The organism is Mycobacterium sp. IDUB_36 (genome assembly GCF_055419225.1).
The window spans coordinates 3,051,629-3,078,454 of sequence record NZ_JBVAXH010000001.1 but is presented as its reverse complement, the minus strand read 5'-3'; the positions used below and the strand labels follow the sequence as shown (position 1 = coordinate 3,078,454).

Sequence of the window (26,826 nt, the reverse complement as noted above, 5' to 3'; positions counted from 1 at the left end):
CCAATGAAAGTTCGGGTTGACTCAGATCGTTGCCAGGGGCACACGCTGTGCTCGATGATCGCGCCGGAATCCTTCGAGCTCGACGACATCGAAGGCCACGCCTCGGCGGTGTCGGAAGATGTTCCGGCAGAACACGAAGACGCCGTTCGAGAAGCGGCGCAGTCCTGCCCGGAGCAAGCCATTCTGATCACGGAGGCCAGCTCGTGAGCGTCGACGACGACATCGATCGCAAGAAGAACCGGTACCACTTCGACCGGCACACGCCCGAGTACCGCCATCAATTCGAGAAGATCACCGAAGAGATCCACGAGAAATGTCCGGTCGCGTGGACCGACACCTATGACGGCCACTGGGTCGCCGGCGGCAGCAACGCGGTCTTCGAACTGGCCCGCTGCCCAGCCGTGTCCAATGATCACGACATCAACGGTGAACGTCGTGGCTATCAGGGCATTTCGATCCCCAAGGCCAAGCGCGCGAGCGGAGTGCGCGGCGGCATCCTGGAGATGGACGAGCCCGAGCACCGCACCTACCGGACCGTGCTCAATCCCTACCTGTCGCCGGCTGCGGTCAAGCGCTGGGTTCCTTTCATCGACGACGTGACCCGGGCGTGCCTCGACGAGAAGATCGAAGAGGGCCGGATCGACTTCGTCGACGACCTCGCCAACATCGTGCCCGCCGTGCTGACGCTGGCCATGCTCGGTATCCCACTGAAGAATTGGGCGATCTACAGCGAGCCGGTGCATGCCTCGGTGTACACCCCGGAGCACTCCCCCGACATCGACAAGATCGTCGCCATGCACCGGCAGATGGGCCTGGACCTGCTGACCAACATGGTCGAGATCAAGGAGAATCCCCGGCCGGGAATCGTCAACGGGCTCTTGCAGTTACGCATCGACGGCGAACCCGCTCCGGACCTCGAGATCATGGGCAATCTGGGCCTGGTGATCGGCGGCGGCTTCGACACCACCACCGCGCTGACCGCGCACTCGATGGAATGGCTGTCTCAGCACCCGGATGAGCGCGAACGGCTCAGCCGCAACCGCGACACCCTGCTCGATCCCGCCACCGAGGAGTTCCTGCGGTTCTACACGCCGGCCCCCGGTGACGGCCGTACCTTCTCCGATGACGTGGAGCTGGAGGGGACGCAGTTCAAGGAGGGTGAGCGGCTGTGGATCTCGTGGGCCATGGCCAATCGAGACCCATCGGTGTTCCACGATCCCAACGAGATCGTCATGGATCGTAAGGGCAATCGGCACTTCAGCTTTGGACTCGGTGTCCACCGCTGCATCGGCTCCAACGTCGCGCGCACGGTGTTCAAGTCCATGTTGACCGCGGTGCTCGACCGGATGCCGGACTATGTGTGCGACCCCGAAGGCACCGTGCACTACGAGACCATCGGTGTCATCCAGGGCATGCGCAATCTGCCGGCCACCTTCACCCCCGGCAAGCGACTCGGCGCAGGACTCGACGAGACCCTGGAGAAGCTGCAGAAGATCTGCGACGAGCAGGAGCTCGCCCGGCCGATCACCGAACGCAAGGAAGCCGCGGTCATCGACTGAGCGTCCGGCCCGTGGCACGGAACTCGGCAATACCGAGTGGCGGTGATGCCGATCGGCATATATTCAGCCGATCCAGGTCCCGAACAGGCGAGCGGAAGGGGCAGCCCGTGAAGTCGTTGACGCTCGGCATGTCGCTGATGGCGGCCGCGGTCACGATGGCTCCGGTGGCCCACGCCCAGATGGTGTACGGAAACTACGAAGTGCAGACCCCGCGCGACCCTGGCCACTCGTGGCTGTGGGCGATCCGGCCGTGCGAGCCGGGTGAACCGACCGACTGCGTGCAGGACCAGGCCCAGCCCAGGCCGAACGGCCAGGCAACCCCGTGGTACGCGGTGGGACACCTGACGAACGGCACCTACACCATGAGCGTCGACGTACCCGACGGCGTGCGCTGCACGGTCTATTTCCTGCCCTCGCACGACGTCTACACGTGGGACGTGGTGACGCTGACGGGCTCGGTGACGTCGACGTTCGACGCCGGCTGCGGTGGCGCGCCGGGCGGCACCGCCAGCTGGCCGTTCAGCCTCGTCCGGTTCTGAGCCCGCGGTTCAGCGAGCGGGTAGCCCCAGCACTCGCTGCGCCACGATGTTGCGCTGGATCTCCGACGTGCCACCGGCGATCGTTCCCGAGAAGCTGCGGGCGTAACGCTCGAACCAGCTGCCGAAGTAGTGGTCGAGGTTCATCGGCTCGTACGGTCCGCTCAGAGCCGGGTGCACCAACCCGTCGGATCCCGCTGCGGACAAGGCGTTTTCGCATGCCTGCCGTTCCGCCTCCGAGCCCAGCAGCTTGAGTACCGACAGGGCGGGAACGTCCTCCTCGCCGCGGGCCGCGCGGGCCAGTGCCACCGACCCGAGCAGGCGAAGCGCCTGGCGATCCATGATCGCGGTCGCATAGTGATCCCGTTCGAGGGCATCTGCCGGATGGAAATCGGAGATGACGTTGTCGAGTCGGTCGGCGAACCCGAGCCACATCATCGTGCGCTCGTGCCCGAGTGAACCGTTGGCCACGCCCCAACCCTGGTTGAGCGGCCCGACCAGGTTCTCCGCCGGGACTCGGACGTCTTCGAAGAACACCTCGTTGAAGTCCAGGTTGTCCTGACCGCAGATGTCCGCGAACGGCCGGCGCGTCACACCAGGCGTATCGGTGGGGATCACCAGCGCGCTGATTCCCTTGTGCTTCGGCGCATCTGGATCCGTGCGGACGAAAGTCAACAGTACGTCGGCGTCATGGGCGCCCGACGTCCAGACCTTCTGTCCGTTCACCACGAAGTGGTCGCCGTCGCGCACGGCCTTGGTCCGTAGCGAGGCCAGATCCGATCCGGCGCTGGGCTCGCTCATGCCCAGCGACGCGGTGATCTCGGCGCGCAGGATGGGTACCGCCCAGCGCTGCTTCTGCTCGTCGCTGCCGAATGAAATCAAGGATGCGGCAATGATATTGACGCCCTGCGGGTTGAAGCTGTGATAGATCCGCCGCCTGCAGAGTTCTTCCAGATACACGTACTGCTGCAACACGGTGGCGTTGCGACCGCCGAATTCTGGCGGCTGGGTGGGCAGCAGCCAGCCGTTGTCGAACAGCAGGCGCTGCCAGCGGCGGGCCCAACCCGGCATGTGCGACACCGACTTCGGCCGCTCCAACGCTTCGGCAGCGGCCGCCGGCACATGTTCGTCCAAGAATGCGACGAACTCGTCGCGGAACGCTTCGACGTCTGGATCAAAGGTGAGCTGCACGGTACTCCTCGGTAACCCTGGCCCGGTGCTCAGCGGTCCCGCCGAGCATCAGTTCGCCGGCCTTGGCGCGCTTCAGCGCGAACTGCAGATCGTTCTCCCAGGTGAAGCCCATCGCCCCGAACAGCTGCAAGCCGTTGCGGAATACCAGCGACTGACATTCCCCCGCACCGGCTTTCGCCATCTCCGCGGCCAGTCGACGGCGCGGATCGTCACCGGCGATCGTCAGTGCCGAGTAGTAGGCGAGGGCCCGCGCACGTTCGATGGCGACGTGCATGTCGGCTGCCTTGTGCTGGACGGCCTGGAAGGATCCGATCGCCACCCCGAACTGGTGACGGCTGCGCACATGGTCGAGGACCAGGTCCAGAATGCGTTGGCACGCACCGACCATCGTCATCGACATGCCCATCAGAGCAACCTGGCGGGCCTGCTCGGTGTCGACGCGCACGCGGGCGGCGTCGGGCACCCGCAGTCCACGGAACGTCAGGTCCGCGACGTGCAGCACCGGGTCGAGCACGGAGCTGCGCGTTCTGGACACCCACTCCCCCGCCTCGGCGGCGTCGACGACGAACACCGCGGCGTCGGTGACCACAGCAAGCCACTCGGCCCGGTCGCCGTCCAGCACGTGCCGGGCGGTGCCGTCCAGGACCCACTCGTCGCCATCCCGGTGCACGGTGATTCCGCTGTAGACCGCGGCACCCGATGCCTGCGGATCGAACCGGTCTCCCACCAGCGGGGCGAACTGACTCATGGTCGCCAGAAACGGCGTGGGGTCGGTGGCCCGGCCCAGCTCCTCGAGCACGATGGCTAACTCCACGGCATTCTCGGGCTCGTTCATCTCGGTCCAGCCGTGCTCGACGTACGCCTTCCACACCGGAGTCGCGTCGGCACCGTCTTCGGCGACGCCCCTGACCAGGGCGGGAGGACACTGCTTGCCGACGGCGTCGCGCACCGTTTCCTGCCAGAGCCGCTGATCAGCGTCGAATTCCAACAGCATCCCGGCCAACTCCTCAGATCAGTTAACGTGCTGCGAGAATACTATTCTCTTAATAGCACAGTGACAATCTCGCCAGGAACAGCCCGTGACCGGTCGAGCGCCGACCGGGGGCGGGCGGCAACGACGGGTGCCGGCCTCATCGAGCTGAGCCCCGTGGGTTTTCGATGGCCGGCAACGGCGGATGGCGGCACCGCGATGCCGCGTCCGACGTCTGGGCGCCCGGACCGGTTGCTCTCATCGCCCGAGGGCTCCGAAATGGGAGAATGATATTATCGCTGGTGCAGAACAGCACTTACGCAGACCAACCCCGATTGTGCCCGCCATCAGCTGCTATGAATAATCGAAATGCTTACCGGAAACCCGTTGATTAGCGGCGAACGAGGATGTTAGTTTGGCTATCAGACTGCGACAGCCCCGACGCAGTCTGTCGACCCATGGAGGGTGGTTAGGTGATCGAGCACCCGGACGGGACGCGCACGCCGCTGATCGATGCGAGCGTGCACATCTTCTTCTCGTCCAACAAGGAACTTCGCTCGGTGCTTCGCGAGCCGTTCAAGAGTCGCGGGTTTCCCGACTACGAAATGGACTGGTACGGCGCGCCGGGCGGTGAGTACGCACCCAAAACTCGCGGGCCCGAACGCCAGTACCCCGGTTCGGACCCCGAATTCGTTGGCAATGAACTTTTTTCGAACCGCGGTGTCGATGTAGCGGTGCTGCACCCGATGGCGCGCGGCATCATGCCGGACCGGCATCTGGGCACCGCGCTCCATGCGGCGCACAACGAGATGCTGGTGTCGAAGTGGTTGGAGCACAGCCAGTTCGGCGACCGGTTCCGCGGCACCATTCGGGTGAACCCCGACGACATCGCGGGCGCATGCAAGGAAATCGAGAAGTGGCGCTCGCACCCGCGCGTGGTCCAGATCGGTGTGCCGCTGCAGTCGCGCGAACTCTATGGCAAGCCGCAGTTCTGGCCGTTGTGGGAAGCCGCGGTTGACGCGGGCCTGCCGGTGGCCGCCCACATCGAGGTCGGCTCGGGCATCGCCAACCCACCCACGCCGAACGGCAACACCCGCGTCTACGAGCACTACGTCAGCTTCATGGCGTTGAACTACCTGTACCACCAGATGAACATGATCGCCGAAGGCGTCTTCGAACGCTTCCCCGACCTGAAGTTCGTCTGGGGTGACGGCGCCGCGGACTTCATCACTCCGTTCATCTGGCGAATGGACACTTTCGGGCGACCGCACCTCGAGCAGACCCCCTGGGCGCCGCGGATGCCCAGCGAGTACCTACCGGGACACATCTACTTCGTCCAGGGCAGCCTCGACGGTCCCGGCGACACCGACTTCGCCGGCGAGTGGTTCGGCTTCACCGGCAAGGAAGACATGGTGATGTTCGGCTCGAGCTATCCGCACTGGCAGTGCGGCGACATCAGCAAGCTGCCCCGGGCGTTGTCCGCCGAGCAGCGGGAGAAGCTGTGCTGGCGCAACGCCGCCGATTTGTACGGGATCGAGATTTCGGCCGATCTCGCGACCGGCTAGTCGCAGAATAGAAGCAATCAGGGAGAGCGAGGAGATCGAGATGACGCTGACCCATTCCCAGGAGCGTGTTCCCGCCGCCGAACGCATCGCGGTGCGGTGCGTCGACTCGGACGTCCACCCGGCACCCCGGCGCGGCGAGCTCGTCCAGTACATCCCCGAGCCGTGGCGCAGCAAGTACTTCGGTACCCGCGACGTCGGTGAGCAGATCTACTACGACGCCCCGGACTACGCGCACAGCTACGCCATGCGCACCGACGCCTTCCCCCCGGACGGCGAATTCGCTTGCAGCGACCCGGACATGGCGTTTCGGCAGCTGATCATGGAAGCCGGATCCGACATCGCGATCCTCGAGCCGGCCGCCTACCCGGCCCGGCTACCCGAGGCCCAGCACGCGATGGCGGCCGCGCTCAACGAGTGGCAGGCCCAGCACTGGCTCGACGGTCACAACAACTGGCACGAGCGGTGGCGCGGTTCGATCTGCGCGGCGATCGAGCAGCCCGAGGAATCCGTCCGCGAGATCGAGAAGTGGGCCGGGCATCCCTATATGGCGCAGATCTTGATCAAAGCCGAACCACGGCCGTCGTGGGGCAACCCGAAATACGATCCGATCTGGGCCGCCGCCACCAAGCACGACATCACGGTCAGCTGCCACCTGTCGCGTAGCCAGTTCGAGGAACTGCCCGCGCCGCCGGTGGGCTATCCCAGCTACAACCACGACTTCATGGTCACCTATTCACTGCTGGCCGCCAATCAGGTGATGAGCCTGATCTTCGACGGTGTCTTCGACCGCTTCCCGACACTGCGGATCGTGTTCGTCGAGCACGCCTTCAGCTGGATCCTGCCGCTGATGTGGCGGATGGACGCGATCTACGACGCGCGCAAGTCCTGGCTGGACATCAAGCGCAAGCCGTCCGAGTACGTCAAGGACCACATCAAATTCACCACCCAGCCGCTGGACTACCCGGAGGACAAGACCGAGTTGACCCGCGCCCTGGAATGGATGGAGTGCGAGAAGATCCTGCTGTTCTCCTCGGACTACCCGCACTGGACCTTCGATGACCCGCGCTGGTTGGTCAAGCACCTGCCCAAGCACGCCAGGGACGCCGTGATGTACAAGAACGGCATTGCGACGTACCACCTCCCGGAGACGGTTCCCGTCCTCGAGGGTCAAGTCCGGGTGCTCTGAGTTGTCTGCTGACACCACAGGGCCAGAGACCACCCGGCCCCAGCCTCCGCTCGCCCAGCCCCCGCTCGCCCAGCCCCGTCTCGCCCAGGGCCGCGAGCACGTCGTCGCGACGGTCGATGAGATTCCCTCGGGTAAGCACAAATTGGTGCCGATCGGGCGGCATGGCGTGGGCGTCTACAACGTCAACGGAACGTTCTACGCCATCGCGAACTACTGCCCGCACCAAGGTGGTCCGCTGTGCTCGGGGCGCGCGCGTGGTCGCACGATCGTGGACGAGAGCGCGCCCGGCGATGCGGTGATGGTGCGCGACAAGGAATACATCTACTGCCCCTGGCACCAATGGGGATTCGAGTTGGCGACCGGGACGACCGCAGTCAAACCGGAATGGAGCATCCGCACCTACCCGGTGCGGGTCGTCGGCAACGACGTCCTGGTACAGGCCTGAGCAACAGGAGAATCTGTGTCTTCTATCGAGGTCAACGGTGGCAATGTCGTCTACGAAATCCTCGGTGACTCAGGCGATCTGATCGCATTGACACCCGGCGGCCGGTTCAGCAAGGACATCCCCGGTCTGCGACCGCTGGCCGAGGCGCTGGCCGACGGTGGCTACCGGGTGCTGTTGTGGGACCGGCCCAACTGCGGTGCGTCCGATGTCCAGTTCTACGGGCAGAGCGAATCGCATATGCGCGCAGAGACGCTGCACAAGCTGGTCACCGGATTGGGATTCGACCGGTGCATCCTGGCCGGCGGCTCCGGTGGCGCAAGAGATTCCATGCTGACCACCATGCTCTACCCGGAGCTGGTCGAAAAGCTGGTGGTCTGGAACATCGTCGGCGGAATCTACGGCAGCTTCGTACTCGGCTCGTACTACATCATTCCCAGCATTCTCGCGGTGCGGGGCACCGGCATGGACGGTGTGGCGAAGGTGCCGGAGTGGCGTGAACGCATCGAGGAGAATCCGGACAACGAAAAGCGCTTCCTCGACTTCGACTCCGACGAATTCCTCAAACTGATGCTGCGCTGGCTCAACGCGTTCGTATCCAAGCCGGGCCAGACGATTCCCGGTGTCGACGACGAGATGTTCGACCGAATCAAGGTTCCTACGTTGATCATTCGCGGTGGTGAGAACGACATGGACCATCCGAAGCGGACATCGCTGGAAGTCAGCTGCTTGATCAAGGGATCGAAACTGATCGATCCACCATGGCCGGAGGATGCCTGGGAGCGCGCGTCCGAGGCCCGCGCTCAGGGTAAAGTGAAGCACTTCAACATGTTCGACACCTGGGTGCAGGCCGCGCCGGAGATCCTGAAATTCCTGGGATCCTGATGCGGCTACCTGGTGTGAATGCGGACTTCACAATTCAGCGACGCCTCGAGCGCGGTGTGGACCCGACTCTCGGGAATGCGATCGAGGTCGGCTTCCCGCAGAGTCACGTCGACCACGTCGAAGCCGTCGTCGCCGGGACTGCGGACGATGTCGCCGGTCAACCCGAATCCGGCCAGTACGCCGTGCGCGTCGTCGTCGGTTCCCCGACTGACAAAGGTGATGACGCCGGGCACCGGTGTAGTGGCAAAAGCTCTGGCGCACAGCCCGATCGCCGTCTGGCTTGCGGTGTCGGCATCGTCGCAGCTGATCAGGAGCTCCACCTCGCGGCGGCCGGCGGGCATGGCTCCGAGGTCGTTCATGATCACCTCGCCACCCACCTGGCCGACACGTTCGAGGAGTGCCGTCATGCCCTCCGTTAGCTGTGCCGGCGCCAGCGCGTTGTCCGGGTCGACATTGACGCGCACGACTGCGGTTCGCATGTGTGCCAGCCTAACCGTGACGGCGGGAGTCGACTGATGGAGACCAGTGCCCCACCGGCGATCACCACCGGCACCTCGTCCGGGCTGACGCCCCGGTTGTTGACCGAGGGGGGCCGCGAAGACCTCGGCGCCTACCCCGGATACCTGCCGCTCGCCGAAGCCGAGGAGCTGCTCCGCACGGTCGAAGCCGGCGGGCTCCTCGGCCGCGGCGGGGCCGGTTTCCCATTCGCGGTCAAGGCGCGCGCGGTACGTGACAACGGCCGCATCGCCGGTGGCGCCGTCGTTGTCGCCAATGGCGAAGAGGGAGAACCGGCTTCGGTCAAAGACCGATGGCTGCTGCGCTACCGGCCGCATCTGGTCCTCGATGGACTGCGGCTGGCCGCTTCGATGGTGTCCGCCGACCGCGCCTACGTCTACGTCTCGGACACGGACTCGGCACGCAGTGTGGACGCCGCGGTGGCCGAACTCGGATCCGGTCCGTTCGACGGGATCGCGGTCGAGGTGCGTATTGTCGACGCGGGCTATGTCGCGGGTGAGGAAACCGCGGCGGTCCGCGCGCTCAACGGTGGGCCGGCCAAGCCGACCGACAAGCCGCCGCGACCCTTCCAGGAAGGTGTCGGCGGACTGCCCACACTGGTGAGCAATGTGGAGACGCTGGCCGCCCTGCCGTTCCTGCAGCGGCACGGGTCGGCGGAATTCCGTTCGGTGGGCACATCGTCGTCGCCGGGCAGCTTCCTGGTCACGCTGACCGGCGCCGGACGGCCGCCCGCGCTCTACGAAATCCCGCACGGCCTGCCGTTCACCGATCTTCTTGCTCTGCACGGTGTTTCACCGGACCGCGTGCGGGGCGCCCTGATCGGCGGCTATTTCGCTGGCCTGCTCGATCGTGCCGTGCTCGACACCACGCTCGACCACGAGACACTCCGCGATCTCGGCAGCGGGCTCGGTAATGGCGCGATCACGGTGATCACCGACGACTGCCCGCTCGCCGTGGCCGCCTCGGTGCTGGCGTATTTCGACCGTGAGAACGCCGGGCAGTGCGGGTCGTGCTTCAACGGAACGGCGGCCATGGCGGCCGTCGCCGGGGCCCTGCGCGACGGCGTCGCCACCGAGGAGGATGTGGCCCGGTTGCGCCGCTGGTCGGTCGTGCTTCGCGGACGCGGCGCCTGCGGCACATTGGACGCAGCGACGAATATCGCCGCCAGCCTGCTGGCGAAGTTCCCCGACCTGGTTCAGAACCACCTCGACAATGGTTGTCCGACATGCCAATCGGGTGCTTTCATCGCAGACCGGCCCTACCAGGTGGAGGCGCTGTGAAGGTTCGGCTGGATCGCACGATCTGTGACGGTTTCGGGCTGTGCGCCAAGCATGCGCCGAACTACTTCTCCCTCGACGACTGGGGATACGCATCACTGGAAGGCGGGGGCGACGTCAGCGAAGCCGACCGTGACGATGTGAAGCGGGCACTGCTGGACTGCCCCGTGCACGCCATCACCGAGTGGGGTGAGCACCGTGAGGCCGAACCACACGACCGGTCGGTCGGTGCCCCGGACGCGGCCGAACACCTGAAAACCGAAGCGAACGAAGCGGAGTGGGGGTTCACCCGTTGACCGGACGTCCGCTGCCGTTGATCACCGACGACAACGAGTTCTTCTGGAAGTCGGGGGCTGACGGCACACTTCGCCTGCAGGAGTGCGGCGACTGCACGGCGCTGATCCATCCACCGGCGCCGGTCTGCCGGTACTGCCGCTCGCACAACCTCGGCGTGCGGGCCGTGTCCGGGCGTGCCACGCTGGCCGGGTTCACGATCAACGAAAGATTCAGTCTGCCCGGTTTGCCCGCACCCTATGTGGTCGCGCAGGTCGCGATCGCCGAGGATCCACGAGTTCGGTTGACCACCAACATCATCGAATGCGACCCTGGGCAACTGGAATTGGGCCAGCAGGTCGAAGTGGTCTTCGAGCAGGACGACGACGTCTGGCTGCCGCTGTTCCGCCTCGTCGACGGCGCCGAGCCCGGGCCGTTGCCGATCGACGAGATCGAACCCGACCGCTTCGGCGAGTTCGTCCGGCCGATGCTCACGGCAGAGAAATTCGAAGACAAGGTGGCGCTCACCGGCATCGGCATGTCGGAGATCGGCCGGCGGCTGATGGTGCCGCCGCTGTCGCTGACGGTCGCGGCCTGCGAGGCGGCAATCGCCGATGCCGGGCTGACGATCGACGACATCGACGGTCTCTCAACGTATCCCGGTGGTGGGAACCTGGGCGGCTTCGGGGAAGGCGGCGTCACCGCGCTCGAGGCCGCCATGGGCATCCGGCCGACCTGGCACAACGGCGGCATGGAAACCTTCGGTCCGGGTGGCTCGGTGATCGCGGCGATGCTCGCCGTCGCAGCCGGGTTGGCCCGTCACGTACTGTGCTTCCGGACGCTGTGGGAAGCCACCTTCAACGAACAGATGAAGCAGGGCAAGATCCCGGTGTCGGGCGGACGCCGAGCCGACTGGCTGCTCCCGTTCGGCGCCACCTCCGCGGCACACACGTTGGCGCAGAACGCACAACGCCACTTCCACCGCTACGGCACCACCAAAGAAACGCTCGGCTGGATCGCACTGAACCAGCGCGCCAACGCCGAACTCAACCCGACCGCGGTCTACCGCACGCCGATGACGATGGACGACTACCTCAACGCTCGACCGATCACCTCGCCCTTCGGGCTCTTCGACTGTGACGTGCCCTGCGACGGCGCGGTCGCGGTGATCGTGTCTGCTGTCGACGCCGCCCGGGACACTGCTAAACCGCCGGTCTACGTCGACGCCGTCGGCACCCAGATCATCGAGCGGATCGATTGGGACCAAAGCACATTGACTCACGAGCCGCAGGTGCTCGGTCAAGCGGCTCACCTGTGGTCGCGGACCTCGCTGAAGCCTCAGGATGTCGACGTCGCCGAGCTGTACGACGGGTTCACGATGAATTGCCTGTCCTGGATCGAAGCGCTGGGGTTCTGCGGCATCGGGGAAGCGCGCGACTTTCTCGACGGCGGGAAGAACATCGCCCGTGACGGGCAGCTGCCGCTGAACACCCACGGCGGTCAGCTGTCCCACGGCCGGACCCACGGCATGGGTCTGCTGCACGAGGCGATCACGCAGTTGCGCGGCGAGGCCGGTGAACGTCAGGTTGCCGACGCTCGGGTCGGGGTCGTCAGCAGCGGCGGCCTGACACCGAGCGGGGTGCTGCTGCTCCGGGCCGAACGGTGATGCAGAGCGCAGCGATGAGGAGGAGCGGCGCATGACGACCGCAACCGTGCAGCCGCGGCTCGTCATCGTCGACGGTGTGCCGATGTCCGCGTTGGTGGCCGAGTCACCGGACCCGCGTGCGGTGATCGTCGCCATCCACGGTGGAGGCACCACCGCAATGTATTTCGACTGCCCCGGCCATCCCGAGTCGTCGCTGCTGCGCACCGGCGCCCAGCACGGCTACACGGTGATAGCGCTCGACCGACCCGGCTACGGCAGCTCCGCCGCCTATCTCGACGCGGTGGCCCAGCCCGAGCAGCGGGTCCGGCTGGCCTTCGGCGCGGTGGACCGCATCCTGGGCGAAAAGCCGCGTGGCGCAGGACTGTTTCTGCTGGGCCATTCCGGTGGGTGCGAACTCACGTTGCGGATGGCCGCCGAGGAACAGCGGGCCGACGTGATCGGCATCGAACTGTCCGGCACCGGCCGGCGCTACCATCCCGCAGCGCGGGAAATCCTGAAGGCCGCCACCAGAGATCGCCGGCCGGCCGGACTGCGCGAGCTGTTGTGGCATCCGACCGAGTTGTATCCACCCGAAGTGCTCAGCGGAGCAACGGTGTATCCGGGCGCTCCGCCTTACGAGGACCAGATGGTGTCGAACTGGGCACGCCAAGATTTCCCGGCGCTCGCCCCGCGGGTACGAGTTCCCGTGCAGTTCAGCGCGGCCGAACACGAAAAGGTGTGGCAGGCCGACTCCTCCGCGCACGCCGAGATTGCTGAACTGTTCTCGGGCGCACCACGTTTCCAGCTCAACGAGCAACCCGGAGCTGGTCACAACATCAGCCTCGGCCACACGGCCGCGGCCTACCACTCGGCGGTCTTTGCGTTCGCCGACGAATGCTCGGAGGCGCACTGATGGATGTCGGATTCATCGGCCTGGGTAGTCAGGGTGCACCGATGGCAGGCCGAATCATCGACGCGGGCTTCACCACCACGCTGTGGGCGCGCCGGCCGGCATCGCTCGAGCCTTTCGCCGGCACCGCCGCCACCGTCGCCGAAACCCCGGCCGCACTCGCCGCCGCCAGCGACCTCGTCTGCCTGTGTGTGGTCGGTGACGCCGACATCGAAGAAGTGGTCGCGGGTGAAAACGGGGTGCTGGCCGGACTCAAGGCGGACGGCGTGATCGCCGTTCACAGTACCGTGCATCCGAAGACCTGCCTGCAGCTCGCCGAAAAGGCTGCCGCACAAGGCGTCTCGATCATCGATGCGCCGGTCAGCGGCGGCGCACCGGCCGTCGCCGAAGGACGGCTACTGGTGATGGTCGGCGGTGACAGCGACGTCGTCGAGCGGTGCCGCCCGGTGTTCGCCAGTTACGCGGACCCGATTGTGCACCTCGGCGCACTGGGCGCCGGTCAGACCACCAAGCTACTGAACAACCTGCTGTTCACCGCGAACCTGGGGACGGCGGCCACCACCCTCGCGCTCGGTGAGGCACTCGGTGTCCGGCCCGACCGCCTGACCGAGGTCATTTCGCGCGGCAGCGGAAACAGCTTCGCGCTCAACGTACTTGGCGGTGACACCGCCGGCCTGGCCCGGCTCGCCGAGATGGCCGGCACCCTGTTGCAGAAGGATGTCCGGCTGCTGGCCGATGTCGCCGACGCCTCATCGGTGGCCGCCGGCACGGTGTTGAATGCCGCCGACGAGACGCTGTCCCTGATGGATCACCCGCGGTGAGGATCGGATTCATCGGCGCCGGCCGGATGGGCGGCCCGATGGTAGGTCGCCTGGTCGGCGGCGGCCACGACGTCCGCGTCCTGGGCCGATCAGACGAGAAGCGCTCGGCCATATCCCAATTGGGCGCAAAGCCCGTCGACCAGATCGCCACCGTGTGCACCGCGGCGGAGGTGGTGGTGGTCTGCGTGTTCACCGACGAACAGGTGCGGCAGGTCTGCCTGGCCGACGGTCTGATCGACGCGATGCCGGCGGGCTCGACCCTGGTGCTGCACACCACCGGCAGCCCCCGCACGGCGGAGGCGATCGCCGCGCGCGGCGCCGACGTCGTCGACGCCCCGGTCAGCGGTGGCCCGCACAACGCCGCCGCGGGGACGTTGACGCTGTTCGTCGGAGGCGGTGACAACGCGGTCGCGAGAGTGCGGCCGGTCTTGAGCTGCTACGGGAATCCGATCCTGCACGTCGGCCCGCTGGGCACGGGACAGAAGGTGAAGCTGGTGAACAACGCCTTGTTCGCAGCGCAGATCGGCCTGCTGTCGAACGCGGTCGCGCTGGCGGACCGCCTCGGCGTAGCGGAGTCCGCCCTGCTCGCCGCCCTGCCGAGCGGCAGCTCGGCGAGTCGCGTGCTGGAGATCGTGGCGGCCGGGGGCTCGGTGGCGTCGTTCGTCGAATCCGCAGGCGAATTCGTCGGCAAGGACGTCGCGGTTGTCCGCAAGATCGCCGCTGAACTGGGCGGCGACCTCGGCATCCTGGATAGCGTCATCGATGCGGCAATTCCCGGCGTCGGATAAGGCCTTTTCGGCCCGCGACGAAGCGTCTACCGTTAGCGTTACAGTCGAGCATTCCGTCGTAACGGTGTACGCCGCTCACTGGGCGGTCAGGAGGTTGTCGTGACCAAGGCAAAAGTCGTCTTCCATCCGGTCTCTGAAGAGTTCTTCATGAACCCCTTCGACATTTATCGCCGAATGCGCGAGGACGCCCCGCTCTACTACGACGAGAAGGAAGACTTCTACGCCATCACCCGCCACGTTGATGTCGCGGCGGCGTTGAAGGACCACGAGACCTACTCGTCGAGCCGTGGCTGCGACCTGTCGATGGTGCGCAAAGGCATCTCGGCCGATATGCGATCGATCATCTTCATGGATCCGCCCGACCACCGGCACATGCGCAGCCTGCTCAACAAGGCCTTCACCCCGCGGGCCGTCCAGTCGCAGACCGAGACAGTGCACGAGGTGATCGACAAGTATCTCGGTGCGGTCGATCCCGACAACTTCGATGTCGTGCAGGACTTCTCCGGACCGTTCCCGGTCGAAGTCATCACCAGAATGGCCGGAGTGCCGGAGGAATACCGCCAGCAGGTGCGGCACTGGATCGACACCAGCCTTTCCCGCGAACCGGGACAGATCGACATCAGCGAAGCCGGCATGCAGGCCAACATCGACACCGCGATGTACTACTTCAGCCTGGTGCAGGAACGGCGGCAAAACCCGCAGGACGACATGATCAGCAAGCTGATCGCCGCCGAGATCCCCGGTGAAGACGGGCAGACCCGGCAGCTCGACGACATCGAAATATGCGGCTTTGCAACGCTTCTCGGTGGCGCCGGCGCCGAGACCGTCACCAAGTTGATCGGGAGTGCGGCGGTGCTGTTCGCGCGCAACCCGCACGAATGGGAGAAACTGCAAGCGGACCGCAGTAAGTTGTCCGGCGCGGTCGAGGAGTTGCTGCGCTACGAGGGTCCGGTGCAGTACAACGTCCGCTGGACTCTCAAAGAGGCGCACACCAGCGGTGGCACGATTCCCGCCGGCAAGCCGGTGTTCGTGATGAACGCCGCGGCCAACCGCGACCCCGATGCGTTCACCGACGCCGACACGTTCGACATCGACCGCGACCACACCGAGGCACAGCATCTCGGTCTGGGGTACGGGATTCACAGCTGCCTCGGCGCTGCGCTGGCTCGGATGGAGAGCCGGATCGCGTTGGAGAAACTGCTCGACTTCATGCCCCGGTACGAGGTGGACTGGGACGGCTGCAAGCGCGTCACGATGCAGAACGTGGCCGGCTGGCTGAACGTCCCGGTGAAGGTAGTGCGATGAGGTGGGCTGCGTGACGAAGAAGATCGAAGTCGACTGGGGCCTCTGCGAAAGCAACGGCGTCTGCATGGGCGTCATCCCGGAGGTCTTTCAGCTCGAGGATGACGACACCCTGACCGTCTTGCAGGAAGAGGTCACCCCCGACAACGAGGAGCAGGTGCTCGACGCGGTTCGGCAATGCCCGCGTCAGGCAATCTCGATGAGCGAATAGCACGTCGCGGTTGCCCTGCGGCGCGAGACTTCGACGCCGGTCGAGTCAGATTATGGTCAACGTCAGCCTGGCCGGTTCATCATCAGATCGGCGACCGCCGCCCACCCGGGGGAATGACGGACGTCTGCGACTTTCCCTGAAAAGCCCTACGATTCGGCTAGCGCGATCAGCGACAGCAGAGTGCCGTCGTCTTTGACAGCGGAGGAATACACCATGACGACGAGAGTATGGGCGGCTTCGGTCGGTGGCGCAGTGGCAGCCTTGGCCGCTGGGGTCTTGTGGACCGCGCCCTCCGCGGTGGCGCAGAGCGACTTCTGCAACTCCCTCGGCAACCCCGAACATATTCGCGAGTGCAACTGCGGCGCCGACAACGCCCCGGGTAGCGACGAATACAAGCAGTGCCTGCACGGAACCGCGGCCGTGCCCGGTCAGGCCCAACAGCCGACGCCGTAGGGCTTGCGGCTCAGGCGAACCCGGCGACGATCACCGCGTTGCAGTCGGCCGCGGCTTGTCGCAGCTTCGCCGCTTCCTGGTAGGCGTCCGACTCGTACCACGCGCGGGCGGCGTCGACCGACTCGAATTCCAGCACCACGGTCTGGTCACCGTGCCAGTCGCCTTCGAGGACGGTCGGCTTGGTGTCCACCGAGAGAATGTTGACTCCGCCCATCGCCGCGCCGGCCGCCCGGCCGTAAGCCTTCATGCCTTCCGGATCTTTGACGGCCTCGGTCAGAATGACGTATCCCTTGGGCATACTTGACTCAAACTTCCTGTGCAGGTGTGGTTTTGACTATTTCTCGCTGATGGCCTGCTCGGGGCAGCATTCGATGGCCTCGCGGGCGGCCGGCTCCAGCTCCGGCGGCACATCGGACTCGATCGCCTCCGCGTAACCGTCATCGGTCAGGGTGAACACATCCGGACAGAGCGTGAGACACATCCCGTGGCCGCGGCATCGCTGGTCGTCTACCCATACCTTCATGCCGGCGTGAACTCCAGGTGCAGCTCGGTCAGCCCACGCAATATGTACGTCGGAACATATTGGAAGCGCCGATCATTGGCCGGCCCATGGTGCTGCTCGCTGATCCGGATGTCGGACGTACGGTCGAGCAGTCGTTCCAGAGCCACCCGCGTTTCGGCACGCGCCAGCGGTGCACCGGGGCAGCTGTGAATGCCCCGGCCGAACGCGATGTGCTGGCGGGCATTCTTGCGCTCCGGATCGAACGTCGCGGGGTCGTCGAACCGACGGGGGTCACGGTTGGCCGCGGCCTGCACGATCATCACCGTCGTGCCCGCGGGCAGGTCGACCCCGCCAACGCTGACCGGCCGCCGGTTCATCCGGAAGTCACCCTTGACCGGGCTCTCATGGCGCAGCGACTCCTCGATGAAGTTCGCCAGCAGACTGCGATCCTTGCGCAACTGTGCCTGAATGTCCGGCCGCTCCCCCAGCGTCTGCAGCGACGCGCCGAGCAGTCGGACGGTGGTCTCCTGACCCGCCGAAAAGACGTTGGCCGCGACGCGGGCCACGTCACCGACGTCGGGTGTCGACCCGTCCGGGTACGTCGCGGTGGCGAGGCCGGTCAGCACGTCCTCGCGCGGATTCGCGCGGCGGTCGTTGACGTAGTCGGAGAACAGACCGTAGAGGAATTCCAGTGGGCTGTGCGCCAACGACTCCTTGCCGGTGCCACCGACCCCGCCGCCCGAATGCTGCCGGATGCCCTGGACGAACTTGTCCCGGTCCTCCAGCGGCACCCCGAGCAGGTCCGCGATCACCAGCAGCGTGAACGGGCTGGCGAAGCCCTTGATGAACTCACCGTGCCCGGGCGCCAGATAGTCGTCGAGCGCCTGGTCGGCCAGCGCCCACATGGCGTCCTCGTTCTCCTTGAGGCGCTTGGGAGTGATCAGGCGCATCAGCAACGACCGGTGGTTGGTGTGGGTCGGCGGGTCGAGGGTGGGCAGCTGGTCGCTGAACGGCAGCTCGTCGCGGTGTTGCTCGATCAGCTCGGTGATGTCGCCGTCGCGCTTGTCCTCGAGGCTCACCGGGAAACCGGGGAACGGCCCGGTGACCGAATTGCACGACGACCACGTGTCGGCGTCGTTGAGGACGGCGCAGGCTTCTTCCCACCCGGTCACCATCGTGACGTCGTGGTGCTTCTCCTTGGTCACCGGGCATTGCTGCCGAAGCGCCTCGTAATAGGGGTACGGGTCAGCGATGAGATCGCTGCCCCGGAAAAAGTCCAGCTCTCCTGCGTCATTCACCATTTCGCACCGTTCCAATCTCGATCAGTGAGAATGAGCCTCTCAGAGATGAGTATTAGATTTCCATAGGGCAGCCCGCAACGTCAACGCGGTACGGACGGACACGCTTCGCGTCAGCCGGCGGGAACGAGATCCGCCGCGACCGCGGGGCCGGACAGCACCCGGCTGCGGAAAGTTTCGATCGGCCCGATCGCCGCGGCAATAACCCCGGCGGCCGTGAAGGCATGCGCCTTGAACGCCTGCGCCGCCGCGCTGAGCCGATGCTCGACCAGACCGACGCTGTCATCGAGCTCGGCCGGCCACGTCTGTCCCCACAGCGTGACCTCGGTGGCGCCCTGATCGAGCGCCTGCAGGACGCCCTCCCTAACGCGGGAGTCGCAATCGAACAGGTCGGCGGCCACGGCCAGGGTTTGCGGCGGTGGTCGATGCCCGGCCGACGCCAGCGCGTATTCGAGGTCGAGAATTCGGGCACCGAGGATCCGCAGCGGACGTTCGTCGGGATGATCGGCGACCAGGACCGTCACGTCCCAGCCCGCCATCGTCCGGTCGAACAACCAGCCGCCGGCGAACCGCACCACGTCGGCGACGTCGGCCGCGACGACGTCCAGCCGGTACCTCACGCCGGGTTCGGCGGGGCCATGTCCCGAGCCAGCGACTCCGAGTACTCCTTGAAGACCTCGGTCAGCGGGATCGCGGGATTGATCAGCCACGTCGTCTCCATTCCGGTTATGAAGGCAAGAATCTGCACTGCCTTGACGGTCACATCCATGTCCATGCGGAACTGGCCGGAGCGCTGCCCCCGCCGGATGAGCTCGATGATGATGTCGATCGCGCCCTGGTAGCGGGCGGTGAGACGGTCGTGCAACGGCGCGTCCGGGTCGACGTTCTCCGCCAGCAGAACGCTGTAGGTGCCGATCAACTCGGGCGACCGGTAGTACCGGTCGGCGACGGCGGCGACTTCGGTGATCAGGTCGCCGGCCCGGTCGGCGTGCGAATCGTCGTCGGCGTCCCGGATGTCGAGCACCGCATGCAACAGCTGTTCCTTGGACTCGAAGTGGTGCAGCAGGCCGGCCGGGCTGACCCCGGCTTCACCGGCGATCTGGGCCAGCGTCGTGTTGCGCCAACCATTTCGGGTCAGCAATCGCTGCGCCACCGCCAGAATCCGCTGTTTGCGGTCCTCACCCTTGGCGCGCAGCGACTCGTATGGCCGTGTCTCGGGCACCGAACTCCTGTCTTCGAACCAACCAACTGAACACACAGTAGGTTGGTTGGCCGACTTGTGACAAGGCTCGCATTGCAGATTTCTATTGACGCCCGCGCAGAACGGTCGCGTGCCTTACTATTTGACTTCTGTGTTGCAACTGAGTGAGGTGTGAACCTCACTTCGGTTGCATTGGGGGCGTTCGATATCCACGGGGGATTCATGAAGCGCACGCTGCTCGGTGCCGCTCTCTGCGGTGCTGCGGTGATGTCTGCCGGTGTCGCCAACGCCGACGACGAGGACTTCCTGTTCGGCTCGACCCACGCGCTCGTCCTGGGCTCGACCGGCATCCCGACACCGGACGCCGCCTACATCGCCGGTGCGGAAAACCTGTATCTCGACCCGAACGGGTATGACGGCACCACCGCGACGACGCTCGCGCTGACCACGCCGGAGACCTTCGACTTCACCTCGAGCGTGCCGCAGGGTGAACAGGACCTCATCAACGCCGTCCTCGCCGACTACAGCGCCGGGGCCATGGACTGCAACTCACTCGGCGTGTGCAGCGACCCGTTGACCATTTTCGCCTATTCGCAGAGCAGCCTCGTCGCGACTCTGGCCGAACAGCAGCTCTCCGCCGACGGCATCCCCAGTGACGCTTTACGTTTCGTGATGACCGGCGCGGACCCCCTCGTCGTCCCCGACAGTCTGTACCCGACCGAGGTGTACGACATCTACGGTGACTTCTTCGCCTTTCCCGGCCTCCTGGGCACGAATCTGGAGAACATCGAGTACGAGTTGCTGCTCCATCTCGCCTACCTCTGGGTGACACCGGCCGAAATAGACTCGGCCATTCCGATAACCGATGGCTTGACAACCCTCATGACCATGCCGACGCTCGGCATCGACGGGCTGCTTGACGCGCTGTACAACGCGTTCGTCGCGGGGTTCTAGGCGGGCGTCGCTACAGCCCGAGCGATTTGGCGATGATCACCTTCATCACCTCGCTGGTGCCGGCGTAGATCCGCGCCACCCGTGCATCGGTGTAGAGCCGGGCGATCGGATACTCCATCATGTAGCCGTAGCCGCCGAACAGTTGCAGGCAGCGGTCGATCACCCGCTGCTGCATCTCGGTGCAGAACAGCTTCACCCGCGCCGCGTCGGCGGCCGACAACTCGCTGTCGACATGCAGCGCGACCGCCCGGTCGAGCATCGCCTGGCCGGCCTCCACCTCCGTCGAGCAGGCAGCCAGCTCGAATTTGGTGTTCTGAAAAGACGCGACGGGCTGGCCGAATGCCTTGCGGTCCTTGGTGTAGCCGATCGCCGCGGCGATCGCCGAACGCGCCTGCGCCACCGATCCGACCGCGACCGTCAGACGCTCCTGAGGCAGGTTGTGGCCCAGATACCCGAACGCCTCGTCCACCTCGCCGAGCACATTCTCTGCGGGCACCCGGACGTCGACGAACGACAGTTCGGCGGTGTCCTGGACTTTGCAGCCCATCTTCTCCAGCTCCCGGCCGCGGGTGAAGCCCGCCATCCCGTCCTCGACGACGAACAAGGTCAATCCCTTGCGCCGGTTGCCGGGGTCGGTGGATGTCCGGGCCACCACGATCACCAGGTCGGCCTGCATCCCGCCGGTGATGAATGTCTTGGCGCCGTTGACAATCCAGTGGTCGCCATCCTTCACCGCCGTGGTGCGCATACCCGCGAGGTCGGAACCGGTGCCCGGCTCGGTCATCGCGACGGCGGTGAGCAGGGTCCCGTCGGCCAGACCCGGAAACCAGCGCTTGCGCTGCTCGTCATCGGCGTAGTGCAGGAAGTACGGCAGGATCACCTCGAGCTGGGTGCGCACGGTGGACAGTGTCACCAGCGCCTTGGCGGCCTCTTCCTGGAGCACGACGTTGTAGCGATAGTCCGGCTCTGCGCCACCGCCGTACTCCTCGGGGATCGCCATCCCGAGCATCCCGAGCGCGCCCATCTTCTTGAAGACGTCGCGCGGCATCCGCCCGCCCTTCTCCCACTCGGGGTAAGCGGGAACGACCTCCTTCTCGATGAAGTCGCGGGCCAGCTCGCGGAAAGCCTCGTGGTCGTCGGTGAACAGGTCTCTACGCATGGATCTTCCTGTCAGGCAACAAGTTCGACGATGGTGGCGTTCGCGGTTCCGCCGCCCTCGCACATGGTTTGCAGGCCATAGCGAATCCCGTTGTCGCGCATGTGATGCGCCAGACGGGTCATCAGAACAGCCCCCGACGCCCCGAGTGGGTGTCCGAGCGCGATGGCTCCGCCGAGGGGGTTCAGCACATCCGGGTCGGCGCCGGTTTCGACCAGCCATGCCAATGGAACCGGGGCGAAGGCCTCGTTCACCTCGAAGGCGCCGATGTCGGAGATCGAGACGCCCGCCTTGGCCAGCACTTTCTCGGTGGCTGGGATCGGCCCGGTCAGCATCAGCACCGGGTCGGCACCGGTGACCGCGCCGGCCTGGTAGCGCACCAGCGGGGTCAGGCCGAGTTCGACCGCGATGTCCGAGGTCGTCACCAGCAATGCGGCGGCGCCGTCGGAGATCTGCGAGGAGTTGCCGGCATGGATCACGCCGGCCTCGTCGAACGCCGGCTTGAGTCCGGCGAGTTTCTCCACCGAGGTGCCGCGACGGATTCCCTCGTCCGCCGTCACGACAGCGGTGTCGTCACCGACATCGGTGAAGACCGGAACGATCTGGTCGGTGAAGGCGCCGTTGTCCTGCGCGGCGGCGGCACGTTCGTGCGACAGAGCGGAGTATTCGTCCAACCGGGTGCGGGAGAGTCCCCACTTCTTCGCGATCAGCTCCGCGGAAATGCCCTGATTGAACGAGAAACCGTCATAGCGCGCAAGCACTTTGGGTCCGTAGGGCTGCCCGCTGGCCCGGGCCGAGCCCAGTGGCACCCGGCTCATCACTTCGACGCCACCCGCGACGACGACGTCCTGCTGGCCGGACATCACCGCCTGCGCCGCGAAGTCGAGCGCCTGCTGGCTGGATCCGCAGGCCCGGTTGATCGTCGTGCCCGGAATGCGCTCGGGCCAGCCGGCGGCCAGCACGGCGTAGCGGCCGATGTTGCTGGATTGGTCACCGACCTGCGAGACGCAGCCCCAGACCACGTCGTCGATGACATTCGGGTCGATGCCGGTGCGCTCCACGAGTTCGTTGAGCACCACGGCCGACAGGTCGGCGGCGTGCATGGCCGACAGGCCACCGTTGCGCTTTCCGACGGGCGTCCGCACCGCCTCGACGATGACTGTTTCACGCATTCTTCTGCTCCGATCTCTTGACCGCCCACTGACCCGTGAACGACGGTTCGCGCTTCGCGGCGAAGGCGGCATACGCCTCCGCCGAATCGACCGTGGCGAAATTACCGACCTGCGCGCGGGCTTCGTTGGCCAGGGCGTCGCGCAGCGTCCGGTCGGCGCCCTCGTTCAGCAAGGCCTTGCTGTGCGCCAGCGCAATCGGCGGCCCGGACGCGAGTCGGCGGGCGATGTCGGTGACGAAGCCGTCGATCTCGTCGGCGGCAACCGTCCACGTCACCAGCCCCAGCGTCTGCGCCTCAGCGGCATCGATCGTCTCCGCCAGCAGCACCAGGCGTTTGGCCTGCTGCAGCCCCACGATTTTCGGCAACAACCAGGAACCACCGAGATCAACCGACAGCCCCCGTTTGGAAAAGATCTGCGAGAACGTCGACTCCGGCGTCGCCACCACCAGGTCGCAGCCCAGTGCCAGGTTCCAGCCGGCGCCGACCGCCACGCCGTCGACCTTGGCGATGGTCGGCTTGGACAACTCGTGCAGCGCCAGGGCGACGTCGGTCAGCCGCTGCAGCTTGTGTACGGGATGGCTGTCGTCGGGCGTCGAGATGTCGGCACCCGAGCAGAACGCGCCCCCGGCACCGGTGAGCACGACCGCCCGCACCCCGGCGTCTTTGTCCGCGTCAACCAGCGCCTGGGCCAACGCGATCCAGAGTTCACGGTTGATCGCATTCTTGCGACGCGGCCGGTTCAGCGTCAGCGTCCGGACGCCGTCACGGTCGTTGCACAGCAGCGCGGGCTCCGCGGCGTCATCAGCGCGCATCAGGAGTACGCCGCTCCGATGGCACCCTGCTCTCGTAGGCCATCGAGATCGTCTGCGCTGTAACCGAGTTCGGCCAGCACCGGCTCGGTGTGCTGTCCGAGGCCGGGCACCGCACCCATCGGGGGCTGATAGCCGGAGATCACCGGGGGCGGCAGCAGAGCCTGGATGGGCCCCGCGGGTGTGTCGACCTCGCGCCACCGGTCGCGGGCCTTCAATTGTGGGTGGACCAGAACCTCGCTGGGAGTGTTGTACCGCGAATTGCCGATCCCGGCCGCATCCGCGGTTTCCTGCACCTGCTGCAGGTCGTGCCCGGCGCACCAGGCGCCGATGGCCTCGTCCAGGAGGTCGCGGTGCGCGCAGCGACCGGAGTTGTGGGCCAGCCGCGGGTCGTCGGCCAGATCGTCACGTCCGATGATCTGGCGGGAAAGCCGTTGCCACTCGGCATCATTGGTGGTGCCGAGCACGACGGTTTGACCGTCGGCAGTTCGATAGGCACCGTAGGGCGCTACCGCCGGCGAACTCATCCCCAGCGGCTGCTGGTCGACGCCGGAATGCTGGGTGTAGGTCAATGGGTAACCCATCAACTCCATCATGGTGTCGAGCAGGCTGAGCCCGATCGCGTTGCCGTGCTCCCCCGGCGTCGACTGCGCATCGCGCGAATACAACAGCGCAAGAATCGACAGCGCCGAGTACAGCCCGGTGCTGATGTCGGCCACCGGGGGGCCGGGCTTGGCCGGTGCGCCCGCACTCCCGGTGATCGCACACGCGCCGGATTCGGCCTGCACCAGCAGGTCGTAGGCTCGCTTGTGGGACAACGGACCGCCCGGGCCGTACCCGTCGATCTCGACTGCGATCACGTTCGGATGGCGCTCTTTGAGGTCGGCAGCTCCGATCCCGAGTCGGGAGACCGCACCGGGCGCCAGATTGGAGACCAGCACGTCGGCCCGGTCTAGCAATTGATGCAGGATGTCGCGCCCCGCATCGGTTTTCAGGTCGAGGGTCACCGACTCCTTGCCCCGGTTGGCCCAGACGAAATGCGCGGCGAGCCCGTTGACGACCTCGTCGTAGTACCGGGCGAAGTCACCACCTTTGGGATTTTCGACCTTGATCACCCGCGCACCGAAGTCGGCCAGCACGCGGGTGCACATCGGTGCCGAGACGGCCTGCTCCAGGGCCACGACGGTGACGCCCGTCAGCGGCCCGCGGTTCTGCGGCATCACATCACCATGCCGCCATCCACCGGCAGTACCTGACCGGTGATGTAGGAGGCGGCGTCGGAGGCCAGGAAGACGAAAGCGCCGGCGACCTCTTCGGGCTCGGCCCACCGCTTCAGCGGAATGCGGTTCATCATGTTGGCCGAGAATTTCTCGTTGGTGCGGATCGTCTCGGTCATCTTCGTCGCCGCAAGCGGCGCAAGCGCATTGACGAGAATACTGTTTCGCGCCTGTTCGCGCGCCAGCGACTTGGTGAACCCGATGATGCTGGCCTTGGCCGCCGAATAGTTGACCTGACCGAGGGTGCCGGTGATGCCGGCCGACGAGACCACGTTGATGATCCGGCCGGTGCCGTCGGTGGGCAGGAATTTCAGCGCCGCCTGGGCGCAGTGCACCGCGCCCATCAGATGGATGTCGAGCACCTTGTAGAAGCTGTCGTCGGTCAGATCGGCGAACATCCCGGGTGCGGTCACCCCGGCGTTGTTGATCAAGATGTTCAGCACCCCGTCGGACAACGCGGCGGCCTGTGCCGCAGCGGCCTCCGCCGCCCCGCGGTCACGCACGTCGAGCGCAACGCTCTCCGCGGTGCCGCCGCCGGCGGAAATGCGTTGGGCCACAGCCGAAGCGGCGTCGGCATCGACGTCGCTGACGAGCACCGCCGCCCCCGCGGCGGCCAAGGCCTCGGCGACTGCCGCGCCGATCCCGGTGCCCGACCCGGTGATCAATGCCGATCGACCGGTGAGGTCGAACAGCGATGCCATCAGTAGCTCCTCGGCATTCCCAGCACGTGCTCGCCGAGGAAGTTCAGAATCATCTCCTGACTCACCGGCGCGATCTTCATCAGACGCGACTCACGGAAATAGCGCGACACGTGGTATTCCTCCGAGTAACCCATGCCACCGTGCAATTGCAGCGCCCGGTCGGCCGCGCCGAAACCGGCGTCGGCGCACAGATACTTGGCGGTGTTGGCTTCGCGGCCGCACGGTCTGCCGTTGTCGTAGAGCCACGTCGCCTTGCGCAGCACCAATTCCGCGGCATCGAGGCGGGCCAGTGAATCGGCGAGCGGGAACTGCAAGCCCTGATTCATGCCGATCGGGCGGTTGAAGACCACCCGTTCGTTGCCGTATTTGACGGCCTTCTCCAGCGCGACGCGTCCGATGCCGAGCGCCTCGGCGGCGATCAGCATCCGCTCCGGGTTGAGACCGTCGAGGATGTACTTGAAGCCCTTGCCCTCCTCCCCGACTCGGTCCTCGACCGGAACGATCAGATCGTCGATGAAGACCTCGTTGGAGCTGACGGCGTTGCGGCCCATCTTCTTGATCGGCCGGATGTCGACGTGGTCGCGATCGAGGTCGGTGAGGAACAGCGTCATACCGTCGGTCTTCTTGGCGCCGCGCTTCTCCAGATCAGCGGGTGTCTCAGTCCGCGTCAACAGCAGGATCTTCTCGGACTCCAGCGCTTTGGAGATCCAGACCTTGCGCCCGTTGATCCGATACGTGTCGCCCTCGCGCTTGGCAAACGTCGTGATCCGCGAAGTATCGAGACCCGCACCAGGTTCGGTGACACCGAAGCACACGTGCAGATCGCCGTTGACAATCCGCGGCAGCGTCCGGGCCTTCAGTTCGTAGGACCCGTGTTTGACCACCGGCTGCATGCCGAAGATCGTCAGGTGAATCGCGCTGGCGCCGTTCATCGCCGCACCCGAGCGCGACACTTCCTCGAGCAACAGGGTGGCCTCGGTGATTCCGAGTCCGTGGCCGCCGTACTCCTCGGGGATCGTCATGCCCAGCCAACCGCCACTGGCGATCGCGTCGTAGAACTCCTGAGGGAACTCGTGGGCGAGGTCTTTTTCCATCCAGTACTGGTCGTCGAATTTCGACGCCAGCTCGGCGACCGACTTTCGGATCAGCTCTTGGTCGTCGGTCAGCTCGAAGCTCATCCCATCGCCGGCCACTGCGAAATCTCCTTTGATCAGTTCAGGCACCGGC

The 26,826-nt window shown here is 65.9% G+C and carries 31 protein-coding genes; 17 read left to right on the top strand and 14 right to left on the bottom strand.

The genetic code is table 11. The features are described 5' to 3' along the window. The first annotated feature begins 3 nt into the window (after positions 1 to 3). The 3 genes from ACZYW1_RS15265 to ACZYW1_RS15255 all read left to right on the top strand — a co-directional run bounded on the left by ACZYW1_RS15265 (position 4) and on the right by ACZYW1_RS15255 (position 2,098). Positions 4 to 207: a ferredoxin gene (locus ACZYW1_RS15265; protein WP_463787016.1), complete on the top strand. Its 204-nt coding sequence runs from the start codon at positions 4 to 6 to the stop codon at positions 205 to 207. Next, positions 204 to 1,559, top strand: a complete 1,356-nt coding sequence (locus tag ACZYW1_RS15260) for a cytochrome P450 (RefSeq protein WP_463787015.1) — start codon at positions 204 to 206, stop codon at positions 1,557 to 1,559. Before ACZYW1_RS15265 ends, ACZYW1_RS15260 begins: the two co-directional genes overlap by 4 nt. 128 nt (positions 1,560 to 1,687) lie before the next feature. Further along, positions 1,688 to 2,098, top strand: coding sequence for a hypothetical protein (locus ACZYW1_RS15255; RefSeq protein WP_463787842.1), 411 nt, complete (start codon positions 1,688 to 1,690; stop codon positions 2,096 to 2,098). A 9-nt stretch (positions 2,099 to 2,107) separates the two neighbouring features. On the opposite strand, the gene ACZYW1_RS15250 is transcribed toward ACZYW1_RS15255, so the two are convergent. Further along, positions 2,108 to 3,286, bottom strand: coding sequence for an acyl-CoA dehydrogenase family protein (locus ACZYW1_RS15250; RefSeq protein WP_463787014.1), 1,179 nt, complete (start codon positions 3,284 to 3,286; stop codon positions 2,108 to 2,110). Further along, complete coding sequence (locus ACZYW1_RS15245; RefSeq protein ID WP_463787013.1) at positions 3,270 to 4,280, bottom strand: acyl-CoA dehydrogenase family protein; 1,011 nt, start codon at positions 4,278 to 4,280, stop codon at positions 3,270 to 3,272. The genes ACZYW1_RS15250 and ACZYW1_RS15245 overlap by 17 nt, the downstream gene beginning before the upstream one ends. A 449-nt stretch (positions 4,281 to 4,729) precedes the next feature. Here ACZYW1_RS15245 and ACZYW1_RS15240 point away from each other — a divergent pair, with 449 nt between their 5' ends. The 4 genes from ACZYW1_RS15240 to ACZYW1_RS15225 are packed head-to-tail and all read left to right on the top strand — an operon-like array spanning position 4,730 to position 8,334. Beyond that, on the top strand, positions 4,730 to 5,821 hold the full coding sequence (locus ACZYW1_RS15240; protein WP_463787012.1) for an amidohydrolase family protein: 1,092 nt from the start codon (positions 4,730 to 4,732) through the stop codon (positions 5,819 to 5,821). A 40-nt stretch (positions 5,822 to 5,861) separates the two neighbouring features. After that, entirely contained in the window at positions 5,862 to 7,007 is a 1,146-nt protein-coding gene (locus ACZYW1_RS15235; RefSeq protein WP_463787011.1) for an amidohydrolase family protein, read from the top strand. 1 nt (position 7,008) lies between these two features. Next, the gene (locus tag ACZYW1_RS15230) at positions 7,009 to 7,452 is read left to right on the top strand and encodes a Rieske (2Fe-2S) protein (RefSeq protein WP_463787008.1); all 444 of its coding nucleotides are present in this window, start codon (positions 7,009 to 7,011) and stop codon (positions 7,450 to 7,452) included. Between the two features lie 15 nt (positions 7,453 to 7,467). Then, entirely contained in the window at positions 7,468 to 8,334 is an 867-nt protein-coding gene (locus ACZYW1_RS15225; RefSeq protein ID WP_463787006.1) for an alpha/beta fold hydrolase, read from the top strand. A gap of 5 nt (positions 8,335 to 8,339) precedes the next feature. Here the strand turns inward: ACZYW1_RS15225 and ACZYW1_RS15220 are convergent, their stop codons facing one another. After that, entirely contained in the window at positions 8,340 to 8,813 is a 474-nt protein-coding gene (locus ACZYW1_RS15220; RefSeq protein ID WP_463787005.1) for a hypothetical protein, read from the bottom strand. Positions 8,814 to 8,849: 36 nt separating this feature from the next. Between ACZYW1_RS15220 and ACZYW1_RS15215 the strand changes: the two genes are divergently transcribed. The 9 genes from ACZYW1_RS15215 (at position 8,850) to ACZYW1_RS15175 (ending at position 16,530) form a co-directional block, all read left to right on the top strand. Then, complete coding sequence (locus tag ACZYW1_RS15215) at positions 8,850 to 10,130, top strand: NADH-ubiquinone oxidoreductase-F iron-sulfur binding region domain-containing protein (RefSeq protein WP_463787004.1); 1,281 nt, start codon at positions 8,850 to 8,852, stop codon at positions 10,128 to 10,130. Next, positions 10,127 to 10,423: a ferredoxin gene (locus tag ACZYW1_RS15210; protein WP_463787003.1), complete on the top strand. Its 297-nt coding sequence runs from the start codon at positions 10,127 to 10,129 to the stop codon at positions 10,421 to 10,423. The genes ACZYW1_RS15215 and ACZYW1_RS15210 overlap by 4 nt, the downstream gene beginning before the upstream one ends. After that, the gene (locus tag ACZYW1_RS15205) at positions 10,420 to 12,066 is read left to right on the top strand and encodes a thiolase C-terminal domain-containing protein (protein ID WP_463787002.1); all 1,647 of its coding nucleotides are present in this window, start codon (positions 10,420 to 10,422) and stop codon (positions 12,064 to 12,066) included. The genes ACZYW1_RS15210 and ACZYW1_RS15205 overlap by 4 nt, the downstream gene beginning before the upstream one ends. 31 nt (positions 12,067 to 12,097) lie before the next feature. Further along, positions 12,098 to 12,958 carry an alpha/beta hydrolase gene (locus ACZYW1_RS15200; RefSeq protein WP_463787001.1) on the top strand — a complete coding sequence of 287 codons (861 nt, stop codon included), beginning with the start codon at positions 12,098 to 12,100 and terminating at the stop codon, positions 12,956 to 12,958. Next, entirely contained in the window at positions 12,958 to 13,776 is an 819-nt protein-coding gene (locus ACZYW1_RS15195) for an NAD(P)-dependent oxidoreductase (RefSeq protein ID WP_463786999.1), read from the top strand. The genes ACZYW1_RS15200 and ACZYW1_RS15195 overlap by 1 nt, the downstream gene beginning before the upstream one ends. Continuing rightward, the gene (locus tag ACZYW1_RS15190; RefSeq protein ID WP_463786998.1) at positions 13,773 to 14,564 is read left to right on the top strand and encodes an NAD(P)-dependent oxidoreductase; all 792 of its coding nucleotides are present in this window, start codon (positions 13,773 to 13,775) and stop codon (positions 14,562 to 14,564) included. Before ACZYW1_RS15195 ends, ACZYW1_RS15190 begins: the two co-directional genes overlap by 4 nt. A gap of 99 nt (positions 14,565 to 14,663) precedes the next feature. Next, on the top strand, positions 14,664 to 15,869 hold the full coding sequence (locus tag ACZYW1_RS15185) for a cytochrome P450 (protein WP_463786996.1): 1,206 nt from the start codon (positions 14,664 to 14,666) through the stop codon (positions 15,867 to 15,869). 10 nt (positions 15,870 to 15,879) lie between these two features. After that, the gene (locus ACZYW1_RS15180; RefSeq protein WP_463786994.1) at positions 15,880 to 16,077 is read left to right on the top strand and encodes a ferredoxin; all 198 of its coding nucleotides are present in this window, start codon (positions 15,880 to 15,882) and stop codon (positions 16,075 to 16,077) included. A 213-nt stretch (positions 16,078 to 16,290) separates the two neighbouring features. Next, positions 16,291 to 16,530 carry a hypothetical protein gene (locus ACZYW1_RS15175; protein ID WP_463786993.1) on the top strand — a complete coding sequence of 80 codons (240 nt, stop codon included), beginning with the start codon at positions 16,291 to 16,293 and terminating at the stop codon, positions 16,528 to 16,530. A 10-nt stretch (positions 16,531 to 16,540) separates the two neighbouring features. On the opposite strand, the gene ACZYW1_RS15170 is transcribed toward ACZYW1_RS15175, so the two are convergent. From ACZYW1_RS15170 to ACZYW1_RS15150, 5 genes are all read right to left on the bottom strand, one after another. Further along, the gene (locus ACZYW1_RS15170; RefSeq protein ID WP_463786992.1) at positions 16,541 to 16,828 is read right to left on the bottom strand and encodes a DUF1330 domain-containing protein; all 288 of its coding nucleotides are present in this window, start codon (positions 16,826 to 16,828) and stop codon (positions 16,541 to 16,543) included. A 36-nt stretch (positions 16,829 to 16,864) separates the two neighbouring features. Continuing rightward, entirely contained in the window at positions 16,865 to 17,053 is a 189-nt protein-coding gene (locus tag ACZYW1_RS15165) for a ferredoxin (protein ID WP_463786991.1), read from the bottom strand. Then, entirely contained in the window at positions 17,050 to 18,333 is a 1,284-nt protein-coding gene (locus ACZYW1_RS15160) for a cytochrome P450 (RefSeq protein ID WP_463786990.1), read from the bottom strand. The genes ACZYW1_RS15165 and ACZYW1_RS15160 overlap by 4 nt, the downstream gene beginning before the upstream one ends. A gap of 110 nt (positions 18,334 to 18,443) precedes the next feature. Beyond that, positions 18,444 to 18,950 carry a hypothetical protein gene (locus tag ACZYW1_RS15155; RefSeq protein WP_463786989.1) on the bottom strand — a complete coding sequence of 169 codons (507 nt, stop codon included), beginning with the start codon at positions 18,948 to 18,950 and terminating at the stop codon, positions 18,444 to 18,446. Continuing rightward, positions 18,947 to 19,552: a TetR/AcrR family transcriptional regulator gene (locus ACZYW1_RS15150; protein ID WP_463786988.1), complete on the bottom strand. Its 606-nt coding sequence runs from the start codon at positions 19,550 to 19,552 to the stop codon at positions 18,947 to 18,949. Before ACZYW1_RS15150 ends, ACZYW1_RS15155 begins: the two co-directional genes overlap by 4 nt. A gap of 150 nt (positions 19,553 to 19,702) precedes the next feature. On the opposite strand from ACZYW1_RS15150, the gene ACZYW1_RS15145 reads away from it, so the two are divergent. Continuing rightward, entirely contained in the window at positions 19,703 to 20,485 is a 783-nt protein-coding gene (locus ACZYW1_RS15145) for a PE-PPE domain-containing protein (protein ID WP_463786987.1), read from the top strand. 10 nt (positions 20,486 to 20,495) lie between these two features. On the opposite strand, the gene ACZYW1_RS15140 is transcribed toward ACZYW1_RS15145, so the two are convergent. From ACZYW1_RS15140 to ACZYW1_RS15115, 6 genes are read right to left on the bottom strand one after another with little or no spacing between them, the layout of a single operon-like run. Further along, a complete protein-coding gene (locus tag ACZYW1_RS15140) occupies positions 20,496 to 21,644 on the bottom strand; it encodes an acyl-CoA dehydrogenase family protein (protein ID WP_463786986.1) in 1,149 nt (382 codons plus the stop codon). Between the two features lie 11 nt (positions 21,645 to 21,655). Then, complete coding sequence (locus ACZYW1_RS15135; RefSeq protein WP_463786985.1) at positions 21,656 to 22,813, bottom strand: thiolase family protein; 1,158 nt, start codon at positions 22,811 to 22,813, stop codon at positions 21,656 to 21,658. Then, entirely contained in the window at positions 22,806 to 23,624 is an 819-nt protein-coding gene (locus ACZYW1_RS15130; protein ID WP_463786984.1) for an enoyl-CoA hydratase/isomerase family protein, read from the bottom strand. The genes ACZYW1_RS15135 and ACZYW1_RS15130 overlap by 8 nt, the downstream gene beginning before the upstream one ends. Then, a complete protein-coding gene (locus ACZYW1_RS15125) occupies positions 23,624 to 24,841 on the bottom strand; it encodes a CaiB/BaiF CoA transferase family protein (protein ID WP_463786982.1) in 1,218 nt (405 codons plus the stop codon). The genes ACZYW1_RS15130 and ACZYW1_RS15125 overlap by 1 nt, the downstream gene beginning before the upstream one ends. Next, positions 24,841 to 25,599, bottom strand: a complete 759-nt coding sequence (locus tag ACZYW1_RS15120) for an SDR family NAD(P)-dependent oxidoreductase (RefSeq protein WP_463786980.1) — start codon at positions 25,597 to 25,599, stop codon at positions 24,841 to 24,843. Before ACZYW1_RS15120 ends, ACZYW1_RS15125 begins: the two co-directional genes overlap by 1 nt. Then, a complete protein-coding gene (locus ACZYW1_RS15115; protein ID WP_463787841.1) occupies positions 25,599 to 26,777 on the bottom strand; it encodes an acyl-CoA dehydrogenase family protein in 1,179 nt (392 codons plus the stop codon). The genes ACZYW1_RS15120 and ACZYW1_RS15115 overlap by 1 nt, the downstream gene beginning before the upstream one ends. Positions 26,778 to 26,826 lie beyond the last annotated feature (49 nt).